General features: G+C 69.3%; 20 protein-coding genes and 1 pseudogene. 10 read left to right on the top strand and 11 right to left on the bottom strand.

Annotated elements, in window-relative coordinates; genetic code table 11:
• Nucleotides 1–26 precede the first annotated feature (26 nt).
• Nucleotides 27–962 carry a hypothetical protein gene (locus tag AB0N66_RS26665; protein WP_365439585.1) on the bottom strand — a complete coding sequence of 312 codons (936 nt, stop codon included), beginning with the start codon at nt 960–962 and terminating at the stop codon, nt 27–29.
• 192 nt (nt 963–1,154) lie between these two features.
• On the opposite strand from AB0N66_RS26665, the gene AB0N66_RS26660 reads away from it, so the two are divergent.
• On the top strand, nt 1,155–1,790 hold the full coding sequence (locus AB0N66_RS26660) for a TetR/AcrR family transcriptional regulator (RefSeq protein ID WP_365439583.1): 636 nt from the start codon (nt 1,155–1,157) through the stop codon (nt 1,788–1,790).
• A 63-nt stretch (nt 1,791–1,853) separates the two neighbouring features.
• On the opposite strand, the gene AB0N66_RS26655 is transcribed toward AB0N66_RS26660, so the two are convergent.
• Nucleotides 1,854–3,023: a steroid 3-ketoacyl-CoA thiolase gene (locus tag AB0N66_RS26655; RefSeq protein ID WP_365439581.1), complete on the bottom strand. Its 1,170-nt coding sequence runs from the start codon at nt 3,021–3,023 to the stop codon at nt 1,854–1,856.
• Between the two features lie 319 nt (nt 3,024–3,342).
• On the opposite strand from AB0N66_RS26655, the gene AB0N66_RS26650 reads away from it, so the two are divergent.
• Nucleotides 3,343–4,587, top strand: a complete 1,245-nt coding sequence (locus tag AB0N66_RS26650) for a cytochrome P450 (RefSeq protein WP_365439579.1) — start codon at nt 3,343–3,345, stop codon at nt 4,585–4,587.
• Between the two features lie 76 nt (nt 4,588–4,663).
• Here the strand turns inward: AB0N66_RS26650 and AB0N66_RS26645 are convergent, their stop codons facing one another.
• On the bottom strand, nt 4,664–5,677 hold the full coding sequence (locus AB0N66_RS26645) for a helix-turn-helix domain-containing protein (protein ID WP_365439577.1): 1,014 nt from the start codon (nt 5,675–5,677) through the stop codon (nt 4,664–4,666).
• 74 nt (nt 5,678–5,751) lie between these two features.
• Here AB0N66_RS26645 and AB0N66_RS26640 point away from each other — a divergent pair, with 74 nt between their 5' ends.
• Nucleotides 5,752–6,339 carry a cysteine hydrolase family protein gene (locus tag AB0N66_RS26640; RefSeq protein ID WP_365439575.1) on the top strand — a complete coding sequence of 196 codons (588 nt, stop codon included), beginning with the start codon at nt 5,752–5,754 and terminating at the stop codon, nt 6,337–6,339.
• Nucleotides 6,340–6,408: 69 nt separating this feature from the next.
• Here AB0N66_RS26640 and AB0N66_RS26635 read toward each other — a convergent pair whose 3' ends face one another.
• Nucleotides 6,409–7,320, bottom strand: a complete 912-nt coding sequence (locus tag AB0N66_RS26635) for an alpha/beta fold hydrolase (RefSeq protein WP_365439573.1) — start codon at nt 7,318–7,320, stop codon at nt 6,409–6,411.
• Between the two features lie 123 nt (nt 7,321–7,443).
• Here AB0N66_RS26635 and AB0N66_RS26630 point away from each other — a divergent pair.
• Nucleotides 7,444–8,037 (top strand): annotated as a pseudogene (locus tag AB0N66_RS26630) (TetR/AcrR family transcriptional regulator); the annotation flags it as partial.
• 75 nt (nt 8,038–8,112) lie between these two features.
• On the opposite strand, the gene AB0N66_RS26625 reads toward AB0N66_RS26630, so the two are convergent.
• The gene (locus AB0N66_RS26625) at nt 8,113–8,376 is read right to left on the bottom strand and encodes a DUF397 domain-containing protein (RefSeq protein ID WP_365439571.1); all 264 of its coding nucleotides are present in this window, start codon (nt 8,374–8,376) and stop codon (nt 8,113–8,115) included.
• The gene (locus AB0N66_RS26620) at nt 8,336–9,184 is read right to left on the bottom strand and encodes a helix-turn-helix transcriptional regulator (RefSeq protein ID WP_365439569.1); all 849 of its coding nucleotides are present in this window, start codon (nt 9,182–9,184) and stop codon (nt 8,336–8,338) included. Before AB0N66_RS26620 ends, AB0N66_RS26625 begins: the two co-directional genes overlap by 41 nt.
• 87 nt (nt 9,185–9,271) lie before the next feature.
• Here AB0N66_RS26620 and AB0N66_RS26615 point away from each other — a divergent pair, with 87 nt between their 5' ends.
• The 5 genes from AB0N66_RS26615 to AB0N66_RS26595 all read left to right on the top strand — a co-directional run bounded on the left by AB0N66_RS26615 (nt 9,272) and on the right by AB0N66_RS26595 (nt 14,529).
• A complete protein-coding gene (locus AB0N66_RS26615; protein WP_365439567.1) occupies nt 9,272–9,691 on the top strand; it encodes an ATP-binding protein in 420 nt (139 codons plus the stop codon).
• A 25-nt stretch (nt 9,692–9,716) separates the two neighbouring features.
• Entirely contained in the window at nt 9,717–10,154 is a 438-nt protein-coding gene (locus AB0N66_RS26610) for a hypothetical protein (RefSeq protein WP_365439565.1), read from the top strand.
• Nucleotides 10,151–12,247 carry a hypothetical protein gene (locus tag AB0N66_RS26605; protein WP_365439563.1) on the top strand — a complete coding sequence of 699 codons (2,097 nt, stop codon included), beginning with the start codon at nt 10,151–10,153 and terminating at the stop codon, nt 12,245–12,247. The genes AB0N66_RS26610 and AB0N66_RS26605 overlap by 4 nt, the downstream gene beginning before the upstream one ends.
• A 119-nt stretch (nt 12,248–12,366) precedes the next feature.
• Complete coding sequence (locus AB0N66_RS26600) at nt 12,367–13,566, top strand: FAD-dependent oxidoreductase (protein WP_365439561.1); 1,200 nt, start codon at nt 12,367–12,369, stop codon at nt 13,564–13,566.
• A gap of 66 nt (nt 13,567–13,632) precedes the next feature.
• Nucleotides 13,633–14,529 carry an RNA polymerase sigma-70 factor gene (locus tag AB0N66_RS26595; protein WP_365439559.1) on the top strand — a complete coding sequence of 299 codons (897 nt, stop codon included), beginning with the start codon at nt 13,633–13,635 and terminating at the stop codon, nt 14,527–14,529.
• 186 nt (nt 14,530–14,715) lie between these two features.
• Here the strand turns inward: AB0N66_RS26595 and AB0N66_RS26590 are convergent, their stop codons facing one another.
• The 3 genes from AB0N66_RS26590 to AB0N66_RS26580 all read right to left on the bottom strand — a co-directional run bounded on the left by AB0N66_RS26590 (nt 14,716) and on the right by AB0N66_RS26580 (nt 19,366).
• Nucleotides 14,716–15,963, bottom strand: coding sequence for a helix-turn-helix domain-containing protein (locus AB0N66_RS26590; protein ID WP_365439557.1), 1,248 nt, complete (start codon nt 15,961–15,963; stop codon nt 14,716–14,718).
• 269 nt (nt 15,964–16,232) lie between these two features.
• Entirely contained in the window at nt 16,233–17,681 is a 1,449-nt protein-coding gene (locus AB0N66_RS26585; RefSeq protein WP_365439555.1) for a glycosyltransferase family 39 protein, read from the bottom strand.
• A 176-nt stretch (nt 17,682–17,857) separates the two neighbouring features.
• Nucleotides 17,858–19,366, bottom strand: a complete 1,509-nt coding sequence (locus tag AB0N66_RS26580) for a glycosyltransferase family 39 protein (protein WP_365439553.1) — start codon at nt 19,364–19,366, stop codon at nt 17,858–17,860.
• Nucleotides 19,367–19,512: 146 nt separating this feature from the next.
• On the opposite strand from AB0N66_RS26580, the gene AB0N66_RS26575 reads away from it, so the two are divergent.
• Complete coding sequence (locus AB0N66_RS26575; RefSeq protein WP_365439551.1) at nt 19,513–21,147, top strand: helix-turn-helix domain-containing protein; 1,635 nt, start codon at nt 19,513–19,515, stop codon at nt 21,145–21,147.
• A gap of 50 nt (nt 21,148–21,197) precedes the next feature.
• Here AB0N66_RS26575 and AB0N66_RS26570 read toward each other — a convergent pair whose 3' ends face one another.
• Nucleotides 21,198–22,055, bottom strand: coding sequence for a hypothetical protein (locus AB0N66_RS26570; RefSeq protein ID WP_365439549.1), 858 nt, complete (start codon nt 22,053–22,055; stop codon nt 21,198–21,200).
• Nucleotides 22,056–22,126: 71 nt separating this feature from the next.
• Nucleotides 22,127–22,513 carry a peptidase inhibitor family I36 protein gene (locus AB0N66_RS26565; protein ID WP_365439547.1) on the bottom strand — a complete coding sequence of 129 codons (387 nt, stop codon included), beginning with the start codon at nt 22,511–22,513 and terminating at the stop codon, nt 22,127–22,129.
• Nucleotides 22,514–22,566: the final 53 nt, after the last annotated feature.

Below are 22,566 nucleotides of genomic sequence, written 5' to 3'. Positions count from 1 at the left end.
GGAGACCTGGTCAGCCCGAGACCCGGTCAGTGCGAGATCTGCGCCTCCAGCAGGTTCGGATCCGTCGCCGTGAAGTACGCCCCGCTGGCGATGTACGCGGTGTTCCCCCGTACCGCGACCGAGGTCGGGTTGGACAGCCCGTCGGCGCTGGTGAGCACGGTCGTGTGGGTGCCGTCGGGCTTCACCAGGTAGACCTCGCTCGCGACGTTGATCGCCGCCAGTATGGTGTCGCCCTTGCCGGTGAAAGCGAAGTCGTCCATGCCGGTCAGCCCGGTGGCCTCGGTCGTGAAGGTGCCGGCGCTGCCGTTGGCGCGGATGGGGATACGGGTCAGGGTGCCCTGGTCGGTGTTGCCGACCCACACCGCGCCGTTGTGCACCTTGATGCCGTTGGAGGCGATTCCGGCGGCACCCGGATCGAACTGCTCACCCGAGGCCCAGAGGTCCACCTTGTCGGTCTTCAGCGAGACCCGCCAGACCCCGCCCTTCTTGGAGTCGGTGGCGTAGAGGGTGCCCGTCTTCTGGTCGAGCGCGAGTCCGTTGAGGGCGCCGACATCGGGAAGGGAGGCGATCAGTTCAGGCGTGCCGCCCGGCCGCAGCCGGTAGATGCCGGAGTTCGCACCGGCGTTGTAGTTGACGTACAGCGTGCCGTCGGAGGTGCGGACGATGCCCGACGCCGACGCCGTTCCCGTGGTGGCCGCGGGCAGCGTCGCCAGGACCGTGACCTTGCCGTCCTTGTCGATGTGGGCGATCTGCCGGGCCCTGGCGAAGGTGACGTCGGCGGAACCGTTCGGCTCCACGGTGATGTTCTCGGGCTGCTGCTTGGTCGCGACGTCGAAGTGCGCGACCACCGTCGGGTGGGACAGCGGTGCGGTGACCGCGAACGCGGGGGCCACCGCGAGCGTCGTCGCCATTCCGGCCGCCAGAACGGTGGTCAGCAGGGACACAGCTCGGTAGGAACGCATTAGAACCTCCACTTAAAAGCATTACGGCCGCCGCCGGGAACACTCCCGCCGGGGCGCCGTCCATGCTCACACCCGAAGCTGTCACCGACCTGAGAAGATCGGGAGGCGCCGTGGCATCACGAGCTGACGGAACCAAGTCCCGTTAGCGACGGCGGGCGAGCGACAGAGAAAAGACCAAGGAGCGACGGCACGGTGAACGACAGCGAAGAGGGAGCCGGGCACACAGCAGCCCCGTCCAAGCGGAAGGACGCCCGGCGCAACAAGGAGACCCTGCTCGACGCGGCCGCCGCGGTCTTCGTCACCTCAGGCGTGGAAGCGCCGGTACGCGACATCGCGGCCAAGGCCGGTGTCGGCCTCGGCACGATCTACCGCCACTTCCCGACCCGCGCGGATCTCATCATCGCCGTCTACCGGCACCAGGTCGACGCCTGCGCCGAGGCCGGACCGGCCCTGCTGGCGACCAGCGCGACCCCGCACGCCGCACTGGGGCAATGGATCAACCTCTTCGTGGATTTCCTGGTCACCAAACACGGACTCGCCGCCGCGTTGCAGTCCGACAGCGCCGGCTTCGAAACGCTGCACACCTACTTCCTCGACCGCCTCGTGCCCGTCTGCACCCAACTACTGGACGCAGCAGCCGCTTCCGGCGAGATCCGCTCCGACGTACAGGCCTACGAGCTCATGCGCGGCGTCGGAAACCTCTGCGTCGGCGCCCACAACGACCCCCACTACGACGCCCGTCGACTCGTCGGACTCCTCATCGCGGGACTACGCCGACCGAGCTCGCAGGAGTACGCCGACCGGGCTGACGACCGCCCGGCCGGCTGATGCGAGCCGGCCACCCCGGCCGCGCTCACGGCGTCTCGACTACCACCGCTGAATGCGTCTCGACTACAACCGCTGAATGATCGTCCCGGTGGCCAGTCCCCCGCCCGCGCACATCGTCACCAGCGCGAACTCCTTGTCCCGCCGCTCCAGTTCATGCAAGGCCGTGGTGATCAGCCGTGCCCCCGTCGCCCCCACCGGATGCCCGAGGGCGATCCCGCCGCCGTTGACGTTGACCTTCTCCAGGTCCTGTTCGAAGACCTGTGCCCAGCTCAACACCACTGACGCGAAGGCCTCGTTGATCTCGACGATGTCGATGTCGTTCAGCGACATGCCGGCCTTCCCGAGCACCGCGCGCGTCGCGTCGATCGGCCCGTCGAGATGGAAGTGCGGGTCGGCGCCGACCAGCGCCTGGGCGACGATCCGCGCCCGCGGGCGCAGCTTCAGCGCGCGGGCCATCCGCTTGGACGCCCACATGATCGCGGAGGCGCCGTCGGAGATCTGGGAGGAGTTGCCGGCCGTGTGGACGGCCGTGGGCATGACCGGCTTCAGCTTCGCCAGTGCCTCCATCGACGTGTCGCGAAGACCTTCGTCGCGATCGACGAGGCGCCACATGCCCTGGCCCGCCCGCTGCTCCTCCTCCGTCGTGGGTACCTGTACGGCGAAGGTCTCGCGCTTGAAGCGTTCCTCGGACCAGGCATTGGCAGCGCGCTCCTGCGAGATCAGCCCGAGCGAGTCCACGTTCTCGCGGGTCAGACCGCGATTGCGCGCGATGCGTTCCGCCGCCTCGAACTGGTTCGGCAGGTCGACGTTCCACTCGTCGGGGAACGGCTTGCCCGGCCCGTGCTTGGACCCGGACCCCAGCGGCACCCGCGACATCGCCTCGACGCCGCAGGAGATCCCGACGTCGATGACGCCCGCCGCGACCATGTTGGCGACCATGTGCGAGGCCTGCTGCGAGGAGCCGCACTGACAGTCGACCGTCGTCGCGGCGGTCTCGTACGGCAGGCCCATGGTGAGCCAGGCGATACGGGCGGGGTTCATGGACTGTTCGCCGGCGTGGGTCACCGTGCCGCCGACGATCTGCTCGACACAGTCGGCCTGGATCCCGGTGCGACCTAGGAGTTCACGGTAGGTCTCGCCCAGGAGGTAGGCGGGGTGCAGATTGGCCAGCGCGCCTCCGCGCTTGCCAATGGGGGTGCGTACGGCTTCGACGATGACGGGTTCCGCGACCATGGGGGCTCGTCCTCTCCTTGGGCCTGTCCACCCGCGCGGCGCGGGCGTCCCGGCCACCCGCCGCGCCGAACTAGTACGCGTTCTAGTTCTGTGTGCAGTCTGCTGAGCGAACCCCCGGTGCCGCAAGGGTCGTGCAGCCGTGGAAGTCGCGTTCCGTACGAATCCCGCACGCGATTCGGGCTGTCGTGCCCCTTGCGAGTTATAGAACCCGTTACTACCTTCACGGCAGTTTCCAGTCCCTGATGGGCCGTCAGAAGAGTCAGAACCGTCAGGGTCTACCGAGAAGACCAGAAGGCCGTCTGAACGGCGGGAGTTGCCGATGCCCTGTCCAGCGCTGCCCGACGGGTTCGATTTCACCGACCCCGATCTGCTGCACCACCGCGTGCCCCTCCCGGAGTTCGCCGAGCTGCGCGCGACCGAACCGGTCCACTGGATCCCCCAACAGCCCGGTATCGCGGGCTTCGAGGACGACGGCTACTGGGCCGTGGCGCGGCACGCGGACGTCAAGTATGTCTCCACGCACCCCGAGCTCTTCTCCTCGTTCCTCAACACCGCCGTCATCCGCTTCAACGAGCACATGCGGCGCGAGACGATAGAGGTCCAGCGGCTGATCATGCTCAACATGGACCCGCCCGAGCACACCCGGGTCCGCCAGATCGTGCAGCGCGGCTTCACCCCGCGCGCGATCCGCTCACTGGAGAACGCCCTGCGCGCCAGGGCCGGTTCGATCGTCGAGAGCGCGCTCGCGGGCGCGGGCCCCGACGGCGCCTTCGACTTCGTCACCCAGGTCGCCGGCGAACTGCCCCTCCAGGCCATCGCGGAGCTCATCGGCGTCCCGCAGGACGACCGGGCCAAGATCTTCGACTGGTCCAACAAGATGGTGGCGTACGACGATCCGGAGTACGCGATCACCGAGGAGGTCGGCGCCGAGTCGGCCACCGAACTCATCTCGTACGCCATGAACCTGGCCGCCGACCGCAAGCAGTGCCCGGCCAAGGACATCGTCAGCACACTGGTGGCGGCGGAGGACGAAGGCAACCTGGCCTCCGACGAATTCGGCTTCTTCGTCCTGCTGTTGGCCGTCGCCGGCAACGAGACGACCCGCAACGCCATCACCCACGGCATGCACGCCTTCCTCACCCACCCCGACCAGTGGGACCTCTACAAGCGCGAGCGCCCGAAGACGACCGCCGAGGAGATCGTCCGCTGGGCGACCCCCGTCGTCTCCTTCCAGCGCACCGCGACCCAGGACACCGAACTGGGCGGACAGCAGATCAAGAAGGGCCAACGCGTCGGCATCTTCTACTCCTCCGCCAACAACGACCCTGAAGTCTTCGACCGGCCGGAACTCTTCGACATCACCCGCGACCCCAACCCCCACCTCGGCTTCGGCGGCGGAGGCCCGCACTTCTGCCTCGGCAAGTCCCTCGCCACCCTCGAAATCGACCTCATCTTCAACGCCATCGCCGACGCCATGCCGAACCTCCGCCTCTCCGGCGACCCCCGCCGCCTCCGCTCGGCCTGGCTCAACGGCGTCAAGGAACTCCAGGTCAGCCACACGTAACGCCCCACCGCGCTCGGGCCGACGACCTCCCGGCACCGTCGGCCCGTCTCGTGGGAGGCAGGGGCACCCACCGTCCCTACGCCCCGCCCCTGCCTCCCCCGCCCTCGCCCTCTCCGCCTGCCCCTGCGAACGACGCACGGTACGCGCGCGGGCTCGTCGCCAGCCTCGTCGCGAAGTGCTGCCGCATCGTGACCTCACTGCCGAAGCCCGCCCGGCGGGCCACCTCGGGCATGGCCAGGCCGGTCCCCTCCAGCAGCCTCTGCGCGGCCGCGACGCGCTGATCCAGCAACCAGCGCACCGGAGTTGACCCGGTGGCCGCCACGAAGTGCCGCGCGAACGAACGCGGTGACATCCCGGCACGGGCGGCGAGCCGAGGCACGGTGAGCGGCTCGTGGAGATGCCCGAGCGCGTACTCCCGTACGGCGGCCAGCGCGTCGGCGTCCGGGTCCGCCGGTGCGACCGGATGCTCGATGAACTGCGCCTGGGTACCGGTCCTGAACGGCGCCGTCACCATCGAACGGGCCACCGCCGCCGCGGCCTCCGCACCATGAGCGGTACGGACGAGATGCAGGCACAGATCGATCCCGGCGGCCGTCCCCGCGGCCGTCCAGATGTTGCCGTCCTCGACGAACAACGCGTCCTGCTCGACCCGCACCCCCGGATGCCGCTGCCGCAACTGGTCGATCAGATTCCAGTGCGTCAGCGCGCGCCGGCCGTCCAGCAACCCCGCCTGCGCCAGCGTGAAGGCGCCGCCGCACAGCGCCGCAATGGTCGTCCCCCGGGCATGGGCACGCCGCAGCGCCTCCAGTACGGGTTCGGGCGCGAGCGTCACGTGATCATCGAGCCCCGGCACCACGATCAGCTCGGCCCTGGGCAGCCACGCCAGCGTCCGGTCCGGAGTGACCGCGAGCCCACCGAGCATCGCCACGGGAGCGGGGTCGACGGCGACCCGTCGCAGGTCAAACGCGGGTACGCCACGGTCGGTACGGTCCACCCCCCACACCTCGGTGATCACGCTGACGTCGAAGGCCCGGACGCCGGGGAAGGCGAGGAGGGCGATGCGATGAGACTGTGTCGTCGACTGAGCCACTCTGGCAGTAAACCATCGAACGCTGGCTTCCTGCCTCCTGGGCCGAACGTGCGGATCGCGGCACGATGGTCCCCATGGAGATCACAGAGAACGCGGCGCTGGTAGTGGTGGACGTACAGCAGGGCTTCGACGAACCGGAGTCCTGGGGCCCACGCAACAACCCCGCCGCCGACGAGAACATCGCCTCCCTCATCGCCACCTGGCAGGACACCGGCCGCCCGGTCGTCTTCGTACGCCACGACTCGACCAAGCCGGACTCGCCGCTGCGGCCCGGACAGCAGGGCAACGACTTCAAGGAGTACGTCGAGCAGCGGCGCGGACTGGGCAAGGGCCCGGAACTGTTCATCACCAAGACGGTGAACTCGGCGTTCTACGGCACCCCGGACCTGGACGCCTGGCTCAAGGCCGCCGGCATCACCCAGATCGCCGTCGCCGGAATCCAGACCAACATGTGCGCGGAGACGACCGCCCGCATGGGCGGCAACCTCGGCTACGACGTCCTGTTCGCCTTCGACGCCACATACACCTTCGACGAGACCGGCCCGTTCGGCTGGCACCTGACGGCCGACGAACTGGCGCGGGCGACGGCCGTGACGCTGCACGGCGGGGGCTTCGCCCGGGTGGTGACGACGAAGGAGATAGTGGCGGCAGTCCGGTCCTGACCGGGGCCAGGGGCTCGGCTCGCATCGCCGGCCGGGTAGTCGACGGATCGCCCGGCGCCGGCCAGGCCGTCAGTCGACGGAGTCCACGAAGCTCAGCATCCAACTGTTGGTCTGCTCCGCGTGGTCAATCTGCGGTCCGTGCCCTGTGTTCGAGACGATCTCGGCGCGGGCGCCCGGAATCAGGCGCGGGACGCGCTCCACTTGCCGCTTCGGGTGCACGAGGAGACTCCGGCTACCGAGCACCAGATAGAGCGGGGTGCGGATGGTGCGCAGTTCGTCCTCGGCGAGAGGGCGCGGAGCCGGGCGGCGTATGCGGTAGGCGCGGACACCGGACCTGATCATCACGCGCAGCTCAGGAACGATGAGCACGGGCTGCTGCAGCCAGGACGCCAGGCGCGGACGCAGCGCCTTGGGTGCGAAGGTCGCGAAGAGACCGGCGAAGATCCAGGCAAAGAAGCGGAGGCCCACCTTCTCCAGCCCGCCGGGGTCGAGGAGCGTGACCGAGGCGAGGCGGCCGGGCTTGCGGTGCGCCTGGTTCAGGGCGAGCCAGCCGCCGTAGGAGGAGCCGATGAGGTGGACGCGGTCGAGGCCGAGGCCGGTCAGCGTCTCGTCGAGCCACTCTGCTGCGCGCTCGGGTTGGTAGATGGGTTCGCGCTGCACGCTGCGCCCGGGATCACCCGGGGTGTCGATCGCGTAGACCGGGCGGCCGGCGCTGAGCGCGGCGGTGTTCGGATACCACATGGCGGAGCAGCTGCTCGCCCCGTGCACCAGGACGATGGGGGTGCGGGACTCGGCGGCGGGTTCTGCGGGGCCGTACCGGTACACGTGCGTGGTGCCGAAGGAGGTCTGCACATCCGTCTCCGCGAGGGCGGGCGCCCCCATGGCGTACACCGCGTCGCAGGCCGCGAAGTAGCGGTCACGCAGGGCGTCGTTCACATACCGGCCGACATCGTTCCGGGCGCGGGTCGTGGTTTCAGGCACGGCGGGCCACCTCCGAGGTACGTTTTTCGTGATACGACCGTACCACGTTGACGGTACGGTCGTATCATGAAAAGGGCCTGGCCAAAGCCGGACCAACAGAACGAACGAGCGGAGACGTGGCCGATGCCCAAACGCGTGGACCATGAGGAGCGGCGTACTGAGATCGCCGAGGCGCTCGTTCGGGTCGCCGGGCGGCGCGGCCTGCACGCCGTGGGGATGCGCGACGTGGCGGCCGAGGCGGGTGTGTCGCTCCGGCTGGTCCAGTACTACTTCCAGACCAAGGAGCAGTTGCTGCTCTACGGGCTGCACCACCTGACCGCCGGATTCGGCGAGCGGACCGCCGCCCGGGTGCGGGCCGCAGGGGACAACCCAGGACCCCGCGCGGTGATCGAGGCGTTGCTCATGACCTCATTGCCGACCGACGAAGAGAGCCGCACCTTCCACCTCGTCTACACCTCGTACGCCGTTCTGGCCGTGACCGACGAGGCGCTCGCCGCCCAGCCCTTCATCAAGAACCCCGATGCCGCCGAGAACGCCGTGACCGAGCTGCTCCAGCAGGCACAGGACGCTCGCCTCACCCGACCCGACATGGACGCGCGACTGGAGGCGATCAGCCTGCTCGCCATGTCCGCGGGGCTCGGCACCAGCATCCTGGTCGGCCAGCGCAGCCCGGAGTCCGCCGCCGCGGTCCTGAAGCACCACCTGGACCGGATCTTCCTGTCGCATGGCAGCACACCGCGGGTCGCGGCGACCGCGCCTGGATCATCACGCGTACAGACCCCGGTCCCGCCACTAGAACTGAGCGACGAAGGCGGTGAAGGCGGCCGAGGTCAGGGTGAGGGCGGGGCCGTCGGGGACTTTGGAGTCACGAACGGCGATGGTGGCGCAGGGGGTTGAGGCGATCTCGACGCAGTCGCCGCCCTGGTCGCTGCTGTACGTCGACTTGCGCCACGCCAGGGGGCCGAGCGGGGCGCACTCGACGCACGAGCCGCCCGTGTCACCGCTGTAACTCGACTTACGCCACCGGGCGCCGGTCAGACGGGAGTTGCTCTCCATAGCGTTCCTCCATCACGTGCCGGATCAGCGTCGCCGAGTCTTTGACGGACAGGGCTGCAGCCTGCAAATGATCGTAACGGAGTGACCGGGACTCGACCGCGTCAGGATTTGCGGTCGGATGCCCCGAGTCGTAGTCCTCGCTGTAGACGATGGTCGGATCGCTAACGAAGCGGAAGAGGTCGAAGGAACCCATCAGCCCAGCATGGACACCCACCTTGAACGGCAGCACCTGGATGTTCACGCGCGGGGTCCGCTCGAAGTACAACAGTCGCGTGAGTTGGCCGCGCATGACCTCCGGACCGCCGATCTCCTGGTAAAGCACCGCCTCGCTCACCACCGTCCAGAACACGGGCGGCTTGCCCTTCTCCAGGATGCGCTGTCGTGCCAGGCGCGCGGCGGTCCGGTTGTCCAGGTCACTGTCGTCCACGGCACCGAGCACGGCCCGTGCGTACGCCTCGGTCTGCAACAGGCCATGCACCAACTGCGGCTGGAACACGGAGATCTCTGCCGCCCGCGCCTCAAGCTCCGCCACCTGCTGAAACCACCCAGGCAGCTGACTCCGCAACACCAGCCCCACCAACCGCGACAACAACCCCCCGGTCCCCAGCGCCGCGTCCGCCCGCTCGCTGAACACATCCGTCGGCAGCTTCCTGGCCGTCTCGATCTGTCCCACCAGCGACCCGGTGTAGTTGATGACGTCTCCGAACTCCTTCTGCGTGAGCCCGGCGGCCTCCCGGTGCCGCCGCAGCTCAAAGCCGTAGTAGTGGAGCGGCGACGCGCCCGGGTCGAGGACGCTGATGTTGGTCACGCACGGCCCCTCTCGCCCAACTCGGCCCGCGAGTCAGTTGTGTTCGGTTGGTAGCTCAGCGTAGCGAGTGGCCGTCACGCTCGTCCTGTGAACGAACTCATCCCTCCCCCACCCGTCCGGTACGGCATGCGCTTCACGGTCGGCGAACACTCGGCCGGTCACGTCCGGCGCATCGTCCGCGCGTACCTCCGCTACTGGGAGATGCCCGAGCTGACCGACCCCGTCGGCCTGGCGGTCACCGAACTGCTCGCCAACGTCCTGCGCCATGTCCCGGACCGGTGCTGCGAGTTGCTGGTCCTGCGGCAGCCGTACGGCGTCCGCGTCGAGGTGTCGGACAGCTCCGCCGACCTCCCGACCGTCTCGGCCCCCGACAGCGACTCGGAAGGCGGCCGTGGCCTCGTCCTGGTCGAGGCCACGGCCGACGAGTGGGGGGTGGAGCCGACCGGCGAGGGCAAGACGGTGTGGTTCGAGTGCTGGGGAGGAACTATGGTCCCGTCGAAGACGTGACGGTTGTTCAGGGGGGCGGCTGGAGATGTTGGCGGAGGCGATGGTCGCCGCGGCTGCGGCGGCGGGTACGACGGTTGTGCAGAGCGCCAGTTCGGACTTGTGGACCGTGTTCCGGGATCGGTGCGCCAGGGTCATCGGCCGTGGGGATCCCGCGCGGGAGAGCGACGCGTTGGAGCGGCTCGACCGGACGGCCGCCGTGCTGGACGCGGCGGACGAGGAGGAGTCCGGGACGGTTCGGGACCTTCAAGTGGGGCTGTGGCAAGGGCGGTTCGAGGCGCTGCTGGAGAGTCTGGGGCAGGAGGAGCGTGAGCGGTTCGTCGCCGAACTGCGGGCGCTGGCCGAGGAGTCGGCGGATCGGTCGCCCGGCCGGGGCGTGGTGTCCGGCAACACGTTCAGCGGCCCCACCGCTCTCCAGGTCGGCGATCACAACCAGCAGGACAACCACTTCGGGTCCGCCGGATGACCGACCCCGGCTCGGACAGACCGACAGAACGCCCGGACGGACCGGCGCAGGTCTCCGGCAACGTGTTCCACGGCCCCACCGCCCTCCAGGTCGGCGCCGGAAACACCATGAACGTCCGCTACGACGTCACCCCGCTCTCGCCGCTCGACGCGTCCGCCGACGAACTGGCCGCCGCGGTGCGCCGCCAGTGGGAACAGGAGGCCGGACTCCGCCGCCTCCTGGAACCCGCCCCGCTGCCCGTGCGGTGGCAGGTGAGTGTCCGCAAGGCGGCGGGCAAGGTCACCGGAGCCACCGCCGAAGGGGGCCGCGCCCGCTTCACCCCGCTGCCGGGGCTGGCGGCAGTCACCCGCGACGGCCTGCGCCAGGGCGGCGGTCTGACCGAACTGCACGCCGCTTACGGCGGGCTGGCCTCCGGCCGTCTCCTCCTCGTCGGCCCTCCGGCCGCGGGAAAGACGGCTGCCGCGGTCCTCCTGCTCCTCGACGCGCTCCGGTACCGCGCGAACACGGCGCCGCCCGACCGCCGCGCCCTCATCCCCGTACCGGTGATGCTCTCGCTGCACGGCTGGGACCCCGCCGCCGAGAGCCCGGCCGAGTGGGCGGCGGGCCGCCTCTCCCGCGAGTACACGCTGTTCCGTGGCAGGGACGGCCGCGCCCGCGCGCTCGAACTGCTTGAGGCCGGCCGCATCGCGCTGTTCCTCGACGCGCTGGACGAGGTCAGAGGCAAGCTGCGCACCGCCATGGTGAGCGCACTGGAGTCCGCCGACTTCCGCCTCGTACTGGTCTCCCGTGCCAAGGAGGCCGTCCTCACCGCCAAGCGGGCCCGGCTGAGCGGTGCCCTCGCGCTGGAGATCCTGCCGGTACGCCCCGCCGACGCCGCCGCGTACCTCCTCAACCCGCTGCCCGAGCTGCCCCCGCCCTCTTGGGACGCACTGGCGCGCGGACTCCTGGACGCACCCGCGAGCACCCTCGCCCAGGCCTTGTCCGGCCCCCTCGCGATCAGCCTCCTCCGCGACGTCTACGGCGACACCGACCCGGTCGACGAACTCCTCGACACCGGCCGCTTCCCCACCGCCCGCTCCATCGAGGACCATCTCCTCGACCACGCGGTCACCGCCGCGTACACCGCCCGGCCGGGACGGCCGCGCCCCCGCCACTCCCCCGAGGCGGCCGACCGCGCACTGCGCCACCTGGCCGTCCGCCTCACCGAGCAGGACACGCACGACCTGCTCTGGTGGCACATCCCCAGCTGGGCGGACCGCCGCCCCAGGGCGATCGCCGTCGGGACCGTCGTCGGCCTGCTGTACGGAGTGCTCGCCTTCCCCATGATCTGGCGGATGTCCGGTCCCGTATGGGCGTGCGTGCTGGGGCCCGTGGCCGCGCTCGCGAGCGGGTTCGCCGCCGCCCGGCTCAACCGCCGCAGCGGCGACCCGCAGCCGCTGCCGAGCGCCGGGTGGCGTGACATCTTCAGCCGGTCGGCTGTCCGGGCGGGTGTCGTCCAGTGGCTCATGACGGCGGTCGGGGTCTGGCTCACCTTCGGCCTGCTGACGGACCACACGCTGCCCGCCTGGCTCTGCTTCCTCTGCACGGCGCCGACCGGCTTCGGCACGACCCTGGTCTACGGCCGTGGCTACGAACTCGTCGCCGGAACCTTCATCGGCGTCGGAACGGGATCCTGGTTCGACGGGGTCAGGAGGGACCACAGCAGTCCTCCTGTGGTGGACACGCGGTCCATCGGCCCCCGGGATGTATGGCTGCACCACATCAGGCTGAGACTCCTCCTCGGTCTCCTGGTCGGCCTCTCGGTCGCCGTGCTCATCGTCCCCGTCGCCACGTGGACGAACGGTTTCTGGGCCGGTGCCCCGGTCGGCGTCGGCGCGGGCCTGTGGGCAGGGCTCACCGCAGGCCCGGTGACCAACCTGGGAGTCGCCACAGCCCTGACCGCCGTACAACTCTCCGCCGCCGAGGGCACCCCCGTACGCCTGATGTCCTTCCTGGAGGACGCCCGGCGCCGCAACCTCCTGCGGGCGACGGGCCCGGCCTACCAGTTCCGCCATGCCAGGCTCCAGGAACGCCTGGCCGCCGCTCCCCGCTGACCACGCTGAATACTGCTGCCACTCTTCGTGAGTGCCTCAGAGTGATCTATCTCATACGCTGTCACAGGGATCGGTCACGCGGTGTCTTGAGGCCGAACCCTTGAAACGAAGGAGACACCATGGCTGAGAACACCGATGTGGTCGTGATCGGCGGCGGATACGCCGGCGTCATGGCGGCCAGCCGTCTGACGCAGCGCGACGACGTGACAGTGACTCTGATCAACCCGCGCCCGGCCTTCGTCGAGCGGATCCGCCTGCACCAACTGGTGGGCGGTTCCCACGACGCGGTCGTCGACTACCGAAAGGTCCTGGCCAAGGGCGTCCGGCTGGTGGTCGACACCGTGACACGGATCGACGCCGCCGAGCGCGGCGTGACGCTGGCGACCGGCGGCACGGTCCGCTACGACTACCTGATCTACGCGGTGGGCAGTGGCAGCGCCGACTGGCACGTGCCTGGAGCGGCCGAGTTCGCGTACCCGATCGGCAGCCTGGAGGAGGCGCAGCGGCTGCGGCCGGTCCTCGACGCCGCGCCCGCAACAGCCCCGGTGACGGTGGTCGGAGCCGGTCCACTCGGCATCGAGACCGCCGCCGAGCTGGCGGAGCTGGGCCGCACCGTGACCCTGGCCTGCGGCGAGGTCCTCGGCCCGTACCTGCACCCTCGGGGTCGACGCTCGGTCGCCCAGCGGCTGGGCAAGCTCGGTGTGACCGTGCTCGAAGGCCCCGGTGCGAAGGTGACAGCGGTGACTCGCGATGCCGTGCGGCTCGGCGACGACCGCGAGCTGCCGAGCGAGGTGACCATCTGGACCGCCGGGTTCGGTGTGCCGGACCTGGCCACGCGCAGCGGGCTGAGCACCGACGCCTTGGGCCGCCTGCGGACGGACGAGACGTTGACGAGCGTGGACGACGTACGCATCGTCGCGGCCGGGGATTCGGCGGCACCGTCGGACCTGCCGTTCCGGATGAGCTGCCAGGCCGCGGTTCAGCTGGGCCCGCAGGCCGCCGAGACAGTGCTCAGCCGGATCGCCGGTGAGCAACCCGCGCCCATCGACGTGGGGTTCGTCAGCATGTGCGTCAGCCTGGGTCGTCACGCCGGCATCTTTCAGTACGCCGACAAGGCTGACACCGCCAAGAAGTTCTACCTCGGCGGTCGCCCGGGCGCGAAGATCAAGGAGTTCATCTGCAAGGGCACCGTCTGGCAGCTGGCTTACGAGGCGCGCAAGCCCGGTGCGCGCGACCGGTGGATGAAGGACGACAAGCGCCGACAGCTGCTGCAGGCCAACCGCGACAAGGCGCCGACCACCACTGAACGGGCATCCTGAGCAGGACGCATGCTGCTTGAAGGCTGTCGGCGATCAGGGTCGGCCGCCAAGGAGGGGAGCCGAGATATGAGCGACCACGCCACTGATCCCGCGACCGAGACGTTCGTCGCCCACCGCAACCTGCTCTTCACCGTCGCCTACGAAATGCTCGGATCGGCGGCCGACGCCGAGGACGTCCTCCAGGAGACCTGGCTGCGATGGGTCGAGGTCGACCTGGGGCAGGTGCGCGACGAGCGCGCCTACCTGGTCCGGATCACGACCCGGCAGGCGCTCAACCGGCTGCGCACGATGAAGCGCCGCAGGGAGCTGTACGTCGGCTCCTGGCTGCCCGAGCCCCTGCTCACCACGCCGGACGTGGCCGACGACGTCGAGCTGGCCGAGAGTGTGTCGATGGCGCTCATGCTCGTCCTCGAAACGCTGTCGCCGACCGAGCGCGCCGTCTTCGTGCTGCGCGAGGTGTTCGACGTCAGCTACGACGAGATCGCGGCCGCCGTCGACAAGAGCCCCGCGGCCGTCCGCCAGATCGCCCACCGCGCCCGCCTGCACGTCGACGCCCGCCGCCCTCGCGAGGTGGTCTCCGCGAGCAGGACCCGGGCGGTTCTGGAGTCGTTCCAGCGCGCGCTGGAATCCAGCGACCTTCAGGGTCTCCTCGATGTGCTCGCCCCTGAGGTCGTCCTGATGAGCGACGGCGGCGGTATCAAGCAGGCCGCGCTGCGACCGATCAGCGGCGCCGAGAAGGTCGTCCGCTTCATGGTCGGCGGTCTGGGCAGGCACGAACGCCCGATCACCGTCGCGCCCACCGTGGTCAACGGCAACCCGGCACTCCTCGTACACCTGGACGGCGAGATCGACGGCATCATGGCGATCCGTGTCGAGAACGCCCGCATCACCGGCCTCTACTACGTCCGCAACCCGGAGAAACTGACCCGCGTCGAATCCGAAACCCCACTCACCCTGCGCTGAACCCCGGCGCCGGAACAACCACCGGCGGTACGCAGGCACCAAAGCGCTGCCGCCGTTCGTCGACCCTCTCCATCTGAACGTCGAGCGCGAGCACGGCGATGCCTGGCACCTTGGCCCGGCGCCCCCGACTCGGGCCGACGGCCCTCCGGCCGCCGGGCCCACCCGGCGTGCGACGGCAGTGGTCCGCTATGGCCTGCGTCTGCCTCCATCGAGGCCGATGGCACCCGCGCCGACAGGACGCCAACCGGCGGACATGGCCTCCTTCGGTGGCCGAGGGGAGGGAACCGCGCCCCCGACGCCGGTTCTCCTCGCCGACTTGGACGCCGTCCAGCGCTCGCGGCGGGCGACGAGGCTGTCGGCATCGGGCGTCCGCTGGTAGTACACCCTGCTGCCTTCCCGCGTCCGGCTCAGCAGACCCACACGGTGAAGCCGGAGCAGGTGGTACGACACCGTCGACGCGGTCATGTGGTGCCGTTCGGCGAGCTCCGTGGTGGTCCGGGAACTCGCCAGGTCCGCCAACAGCAGAAGCCGGGCCTGCCCGATCACCTTGCCCAGCGGATCCACCACCGCGGACTCCCCCAAAGGAATATCGCTCTTCGGCGCGGCCCCCACCGGGTAGGCAAGGTGGGTCCCGTCCTCACCCCACGGGTCGGCACGGAGAACCCACGTCGCGGCCAGCGGCGACGGATGAAGCACGATCCTCTTGGATTCAAACACCCGCCACGTATGTTCGTCGCGAATCTGGAGCGCCCCAGAGCCGTAAGAGAACGCCGGGTGCAGGGAGTTGAGAGTGGCGCTCAGCCCGCGCCGAGCCATGGAGGCGGCCCGATGCCGGATGTCCCCCTCCATCAGGGCGCGCATGGCGTTCCACCGGCCCGACATGAACTCCAGCCAGAACTGCTCCAACTCCGAGGCGACTCGCTGGGCGAACGAACGCTCCCCGGATTCCAGAGCGGCCAGTATCGTCCGCATTTCGGCAGATGCCGACTGTTCCCCCGCGTGCGAATGCTTCAGGAACCTGCTCATCTGACGCGCGACCCTACCGCTCGGAGTCGAGGCCACCTGATGCAATTCCGTGTCCAGCGAGCCAGGCTCCCCACTCGCGAACATGAAACCTGGCGCGTACGTTCCTATTTCGCGGCGTATCGCCAAGAGTATGCGTAAGTCATGGCGGATCAAAGTCTCATTGACCGCGACCTGATCCATCCGGCGCCCGCCGTCCGCGGCCATCCGCCCGAAATTCAGCAGGAATCCAATTTGGGCCAGCGGAGAAACCGCGAACGTGGCACCCACAAGCGCATCTGGACCTAAACAGACAGAAATCATCCATCCCCCTGACGTCACCGCCGACATTCCACCGACCTGGTCGTCGATCGGCGGCATGAATGGACGGGGGCAGCAGAGACCCCGCCACCGTCCGATCGAGATCGTCACACGGGGGTCCTTCTCCTCGCTAGATCATTTTTTCACGGCGGAAAACAATGAGGGGTGCACAAACTGGGCATAGACAACTTAAATCACTAAACGCACCTCCAGATTCGGGACATTTCACTAGGCTCGAACCATCCACCCACCGCTGGCGCCGGAACTAGGGGAGTGATGCCGAAAGGGAAAATCGACGACGACCTCGACCGGACATCGTGAAGCGATTCCATGCTGCGCGGGCACCACTGCGGACATCTCGCACTGCTGACGCCTCGTCATCACCGCACACAGTGCCCCGGGCGGGCGTAGACGACAATCTGCGCGCCCAACACCTGGGTTCGCTCGCAGACCTCGAAGTACGCCTTCAGCGTCTGCCGTTTGACCACCTCCTGTGCGAAGGGGTCGAGCGGCTGCCCCGGAGGGTCGGTCAGTGCAATGACGCGATCCGCGGCCAGGATGCTCCGCCGGATCGCCTCGGCGGAGAGTTCGGTCCCCTGGAGAGTGTGCGAGGCCGCCGGGGACTCATCGAGGGCGAGGTCGTCCAGGCGCCCGTACACGGACGGGTACGACAGCAACCACTCGCGGCGCCGGGCAGGCATGAACAGAACGCCGTCACCCTCTCGCGCGGACTTCTCCACGGCGTGCGCGACCGCGACGACGTCGTCCTTACGGCTCTCGGGCGAACGCACCGACAGCGACCACGGCAACAGAACTGCGGCCGCTGCCCCGGCCAGCAGACAGGCTGTCAACACACGGACGGCGGGGGCGAGCCGGTGAAGTCGGGTGATCGCCCACCCCAGCGCGGCCCCGGCAGGCAACGCCAGTCCCGTCATGGTGTACAGCACGTACCGGTCGACATACCACGGCTTGACGAGCGAGATCGCCATCAGCAGGCCTGTCGGGGCGATCAACAGGGGTACGGACAGTCGGACCAGGGCGACGGCGTCGGCGTCGGCGTCGGCGGAGGCCGTGCCCGCGAGCCCGCGCACGAGGAGCCTGGAGAGCAACACGCCCACGCCCGAGATCACCAGGAACTGCAGCCACGCGCTCAGGCTGGGGCGCCCGAGCCAACCCAGTTGCTGTTCCGCCTGCGCCGCACTTGCCACCGCCAGGGGCAGCAGACTCGCCGCCACACAGGCCGCCGCGATCCCCCAGCTCCGCCAGACCTGCCGCGGCACGCGAGACCACCACAACGTCAACCCGTGGGCCACCAGTGCCAGGGCCGCGAACTCGTGCAGCCAGCAGGCGAGGCCGAGCGTGAGGGCGTACGCCGTCCACCAGCCGCCGCGGGATTCGCCAGTGCCGCGCACGAAGAAGTACGTCGCCCAGGTGACACCGGCGGTGACCAGCGCGTACGAACGGCCCTCCTGCGCGTACTGCTGCGTGACCGGCAACAGCACCAGGACGAGCCCCGCGAGCGTGCCTGCCCGGCGTCCCGCCAGCCTTGCGCCGATCGCCCCGACTCCCGCCGCCGCCAAGGCAGTCGCCACCGTCGAGGGCAGCCGCAGGGCCAGGAGGCCGCCGTCCCATACTGCGAACACCGCGTGCATGAGGAGGTAGTACACGCCGTGCACGGCGTCGATGTGGCCCAGCAGCCCCCACAGTTCACCCAGTGACCGATGAGCCACCTGGTAAGTGACCGACTCATCGCGCCACATGCTGTCCTGCCGGTCGATCCCCCACAGGCCCAGGGCCAGTGCCGCCGCGGCCGGGACGGCCACCGGCACCGCCCGTCTCGTCCTGCTCCACCGCCGGGCCGCCCCAGGCTCGGCGGGCCGGGAGCCACCGTCGCCAGGGAGTGTCGCTGCGGTATCCAGGTGCTGAGTGATGGTGTCCTCCGGAGAAGTGGGTGGCTGGTCACTGTTGAGACGTGCTGATCCTTGCGGCACGGGTGCCCTGCGGGTCAACAGCCGTCACCACGTGCGTACACGTCGATCCTTGCCGTGCCGACAGCCCGGCTGCCACACCGGGTGAAGTACACGCGCAGCGTTGCTTCCTTGGCCTCCTCCCGCTCGTTCGCTTCCTGGCGCTCGCGCGCGGGTTCACGCACAACGACGATCCGTGAGACGCGCAGCATCCCCGTACGGATGCCTGCGGGCGGTAACTCGTCGCCGTACAAGGTGTGCGAGATGCGTGGTGCGGCAGCCAGCGCGATGTCGAACAGGCCGTACGACGCCGGCTCCCGCTGGAGGGTCCATACCCGGCGGCTGGCCGGCAGGAAGAGCACGCCATCACCGGGTGCCGCCGCCTCCCGCAGAGCGCGAGCGACTGCCGAGACGTCGTCGGCCCGGCTCGCCGGGCTGCGCAGGTGTGTTCCCACCGATCCCACAGCAACCACCGCCGCGGCCATCATCAGCGCGAGCACCGTACGCGGACGCCCGGTGCGCCACAGGGTGTCGAGTGCGGCGCCGACGAGGAGCGAGAGACCGGCCTGGGCGTACAACACGTACCGGTCGACGTAGAGCGGTCTGACCGCGGCGGCCAGCAGGAGCAACGCCGGAGGCACCACGAGCAGCGGCATGGCCACGATGCCGGTTCCGGATCTCCGAGGCGTTGTTGCCGCACGCCGGCGCACGGCCACGCAGGTCAGTCCCACACCGACGATCAGCAGGAAGCCAAGAACATCTCCGGCCCCGGGCGCCTCGATCCAGGCAACCTGCCGGGACTGCCGCAGACTGAGCAGTACCAGGGGCGCCGTCACCGTCACCGCGCAGGAGCACGCTGCCGCCCACGCCGCGACGACCGCCCGCGGCAGCCGGGCGGCGAGCACGGTCACGCCGTGGGCGCCAAGGGCCAAGAGCGCGAACTCGTGCAGCAAACCCGACAGCGTGGACAGCGCGGCGTAATACGCCCACAAGGAACGGCGACGCTCAGTGCACGCCCTGACCAGGACCCAGGTCTGCGCCACGACAAGCGCGGTCACCAACGCGTACGAGCGGCCCTCCTGCGCATAGCGCTGGACGACAGGCAGCAGTGCGAACACCAGTCCCGCGGCGAGTCCGGCCCGCGGCCCCGCCAGCCGTCGGCCCAGCGCCGCGACTCCTGCCGCGGCACAGGCCATGGCCAGCACGGACGGCAGACGTAGAGCGACGAGACCGCCTTCCCAGAGCCGGAAAACGCCGTGCATCAGGAGGTAGTAGAGGCCGTGCACCGCGTCGGCCTGACCCAACGTCGCCCACAGGTCCCCAAGGCCGCGGTGGGCCATGTCGTAGGTCACGGCCTCGTCCTGCCACAGCGTTCCCTGACGGCGGATACCCCAGAGGCCGAGCACCACTGAGAGAACCGCGGGGGCCGCGACGATGACGTACGCCGGCCTCCGGGCCCGTGAGACGGACGGCCGGGGCGGGGCGGGCACGCGGGCGGAAGGGCGGACGGCATGACTGTCGGGCGCGAGGCGCTGTGCCGTGGCCATGGCTGACTCCCTGAGTGAGGGGGACCGGGGTAGCCCGCAGTCAACCGGCCGGAAAATTGATGGTCAGCCGCCTTCCGGGCCGCCTATCAATGGCGAAACACGTACCGTGAAGCTCGGTTCGCGCAGTGAGGACGACGGGGGAAACAGTGGGCCGTTCCGAGAAGCCGTTGGACCCGGATGCGGGACCGGTGGAGCGTTTCGCGCATGAACTCCGCGAGCTGCGCAGGGGCGCCGGGAGTCCTACGTACCGGGAGATGGCCCGTCGTGCCGGCTACTCCGCGCCCACCCTGTCCAGTGCCGCCGCAGGTGAGCGGATGCCCTCCCTGCCGGTGGCCCTGGCGTACGCCGCAGCCTGCGGCGGGCGGGAGACGGAGTGGGAACTCCGCTGGCACGAACTCACCGAGGAGCTCGCCGTCCTGCCCGTAGCACGCGACGAGGTCGAGCCCCCGCCCTATCGCGGGCTGGCCCGGTTCGAGGCAGCGGACGGCGCCCTGTTCTTCGGGCGCGAGCAACTGGTCGACGACCTCGCCGGCCTGATCCGCAAAAACCGCTTCGTCGCCCTCGTCGGGGCATCGGGCAGCGGCAAGTCCTCGCTGCTGCGCGCGGGGCTCGTGCCCGCGTTGCGGAGCCTCGCCGAGGAGGACGGACGGCCGGCCGGCCTCCGTATCTGCACCCCAGGGGGGACTCCCTTACAGACCCACGGTGCGCTGCTGCAGCCCGTGGAGGGCGACGCGGACACCGTGCTCGTAGTGGACCAGTTCGAGGAGGTCTTCACCCTCTGCCACGATCCGGTGCAGCGGGCGGAGTTCATCGACGGTCTGCTCCGTCCCCGCTCGGGCGACGTCGGGTCGCGGCTGCGCGTGGTCATCGCGGTCCGGGCCGACTTCTACGGGCGATGTACCGAGCACAGCGACCTCGTCGAGGCACTCAACGCGGCGACTTTGCTGGTGGGTCCCATGTCCTCGGAGCAGGTCCGAGACGCGATCGTGAAGCCTGCCAAGGCGGGCCGACTGGTCGTGGAGCGGGCGCTGACCAGCCGGATGATCGCCGACGTGGCGCAGGAGCCCGGCGCCCTTCCCCTGATGTCGCACGCCCTGCTGGAACTGTGGCGCCGCCGCCAGGCCCGCACCCTGACGCTGGACGCGTACGAGGCGTTCGGCGGGGTTCAGGGCGCGGTGGCCCACACGGCGGAGGAGGTCTTCGCCGGCTTCACCGAGGCGCAGGCGGAACTCGCCCGTGCGATGCTGCTGCGGCTGATCACCCCGGGCGAGGAGGCACCGGACACCCGGCGCCCGGCAGACCGCGCCGAGCTGGTCCGGTCCAAGGACACGGAGTCCGTACTCGAAGCGCTCGTCCGGGCGCGGCTGTTGACCGTCGACGGCACCGGTGTGGACCTCACGCACGAGGCGCTCATCACCGCTTGGCCCCGGCTGCGGGCCTGGGTGGAGACCGACCGCGAGCTGCTGCGCATCCAGCGGCGCCTGACGGAGTCCGCGCGGGAGTGGGAACAGCTGGAGCGGGATCCGGACGCCCTGTACCGCGGGGCGCGCCTGCTGTCCGCGCGGGACGCCTTCATGGGGGCGGACGGCCCGGCGGCCGATCTGACGCCGCTGGAACGGGAGTTCCTCACCACGAGCCTGCGCAGCGGACGCTTCGTCCGGCCCGTGCTGATGATGGCCCGGCGCTTCGTCCGGAGCCGCTGGTGGCTGGTGTTCCGGCTGGCAATGCTGTGTTCAGCGGTGATCTGGACCGTGTGGTTCCTCAACCGCGACCACCCGTGAACCCCGTCAGCCCTGTGAACCGCGTCAGCCCTGTGAACCCCGTCAGCCCGTCAGCCCCGGTCGATTACGGCTCGGGCGGCGGCGAGGTGGCGCTCCTTTGCCGACGCCAGGCGCTCGAAATACGCTTTGTGTTCACGGATTTCCCGCTCCTGGATGCTCGTTTCCGTCTCGGTGAGAACCTTCACGAGACCGGCCTGCTGTTTGCAGGTCACATCCGCTTCCGCGGTTTCCTTCTCCGTATCGGACGGCTCTTTGGCTGTCGCCCACCGAGGATCTTCGGCGGCGGCATAGAAGTCCTTGTACTTGTGTCCCTTGTCCGCCATGCACTGCACCCATGAACGCAGCGCGGGCGCAACGCGTGAACTCTTGCGCGCCTCTTCGAGGCTCTCGAAGTTCAGTCTGCTCACGAGATCCTCGTTCTCCGCGTTTCCGCGCGCCAGTTCGTCCCCAGCCAGCTTGTAGCAGCCGTCGGTGGGATCAGTCGCGGCTTTCCGCGCCGCCGGGCTCATCCGTGCCTCGCGGTCCATCTTCTGGGCCGTGACCTCGGTGGAACCCAGCAGCCGGGCATTGGACTTGTAGCCCATCTCTGTGGCGACCGGCATCTCGATGACCGCGTACCGGCGACGGTTGCGCAAATCGGGATACTGCTTCCGATCGCCGATGACTTCCCAGTCGTATCCCTGTTTCCTCATGCAGTCGCGGGTCAGGAGGTCTTTTGCGCTCTCGATCAGGTAGATCTCGTTGACCGACAGCTGGTAGTGGTCGTAAGGCAGAAGGAGATTCCTGACCTCCTTCGTCGGCTCAGGGGCCGCCGCGAGAACGGTTTTCGAGGTTGCCCCGGGCGACGCCGCACACCCCGTGGCAAGCATTACGAGGGCGACCGTTCCCACCAGCCAGTACCTGATCATTCATTCACCTCGGAGAGGAGCGGGTGAGAAAAGCGGGGTGGCGCCGGAGAAACCGGCGCCACCCCGAGGCATCAGAGGAACTTCACGCAGCTTGCCTTGTTGTCGAAGCTGTTGTTGCTGAAGTCGGCGTCGACGCTGTTCGGCTGCACGGAGTACGAGGCACCGCTGCACGAGGTGCCGACGTCCCACAGGCCGATGCTGTAACCGGTGTTGTTCCTCATCGAGCTGCCGCCGTTCTGCGCGAACGCAGAAGTGCTGCCGGACCAGTACTTGTTGTTCAGCTCGACGTCGGAACCGGAGAAGTTCGCGTACCGGCCCCCGTAGTTGTCGTCCTCGTAAAGAACGAAGTAGGTGGCCTGCGTCCCCGACTCGGCCGCCGAGGCCGTACCCGTCATGCTGAACGCGCCCCCGGCACACAGGGCCGCAATACCTATCGCCACACCCAGCTTGCGCTTCATTCGCTGTCTCCCATTCGAGTGGTCCCGCTCCGGCGGATCTCTATCTGCCATGA

Source organism: Streptomyces sp. NPDC093544 (genome assembly GCF_040683495.1).
GTDB lineage: Bacteria > Actinomycetota > Actinomycetes > Streptomycetales > Streptomycetaceae > Streptomyces.
This window is presented reverse-complemented; position numbering and strand designations above follow the sequence as displayed.

Excerpts from the sequence above, each read along its gene's own strand:
- AB0N66_RS26665 (WP_365439585.1), bottom strand. The coding sequence starts at position 962 with ATGCGTTCCTACCGAGCTGTGTCCCTGCTGACCACCGTTCTGGCGGCC.
- AB0N66_RS26655 (WP_365439581.1), bottom strand. The coding sequence starts at position 3,023 with ATGGTCGCGGAACCCGTCATCGTCGAAGCCGTACGCACCCCCATTGGC.
- AB0N66_RS26650 (WP_365439579.1), top strand. The coding sequence starts at position 3,343 with ATGCCCTGTCCAGCGCTGCCCGACGGGTTCGATTTCACCGACCCCGAT.
- AB0N66_RS26640 (WP_365439575.1), top strand. The coding sequence starts at position 5,752 with ATGGAGATCACAGAGAACGCGGCGCTGGTAGTGGTGGACGTACAGCAG.
- AB0N66_RS26625 (WP_365439571.1), bottom strand. The coding sequence starts at position 8,376 with ATGGAGAGCAACTCCCGTCTGACCGGCGCCCGGTGGCGTAAGTCGAGT.
- AB0N66_RS26610 (WP_365439565.1), top strand. The coding sequence starts at position 9,717 with ATGTTGGCGGAGGCGATGGTCGCCGCGGCTGCGGCGGCGGGTACGACG.
- AB0N66_RS26605 (WP_365439563.1), top strand. The coding sequence starts at position 10,151 with ATGACCGACCCCGGCTCGGACAGACCGACAGAACGCCCGGACGGACCG.
- AB0N66_RS26600 (WP_365439561.1), top strand. The coding sequence starts at position 12,367 with ATGGCTGAGAACACCGATGTGGTCGTGATCGGCGGCGGATACGCCGGC.
- AB0N66_RS26595 (WP_365439559.1), top strand. The coding sequence starts at position 13,633 with ATGAGCGACCACGCCACTGATCCCGCGACCGAGACGTTCGTCGCCCAC.
- AB0N66_RS26580 (WP_365439553.1), bottom strand. The coding sequence starts at position 19,366 with ATGGCCACGGCACAGCGCCTCGCGCCCGACAGTCATGCCGTCCGCCCT.
- AB0N66_RS26570 (WP_365439549.1), bottom strand. The coding sequence starts at position 22,055 with ATGATCAGGTACTGGCTGGTGGGAACGGTCGCCCTCGTAATGCTTGCC.
- AB0N66_RS26565 (WP_365439547.1), bottom strand. The coding sequence starts at position 22,513 with ATGAAGCGCAAGCTGGGTGTGGCGATAGGTATTGCGGCCCTGTGTGCC.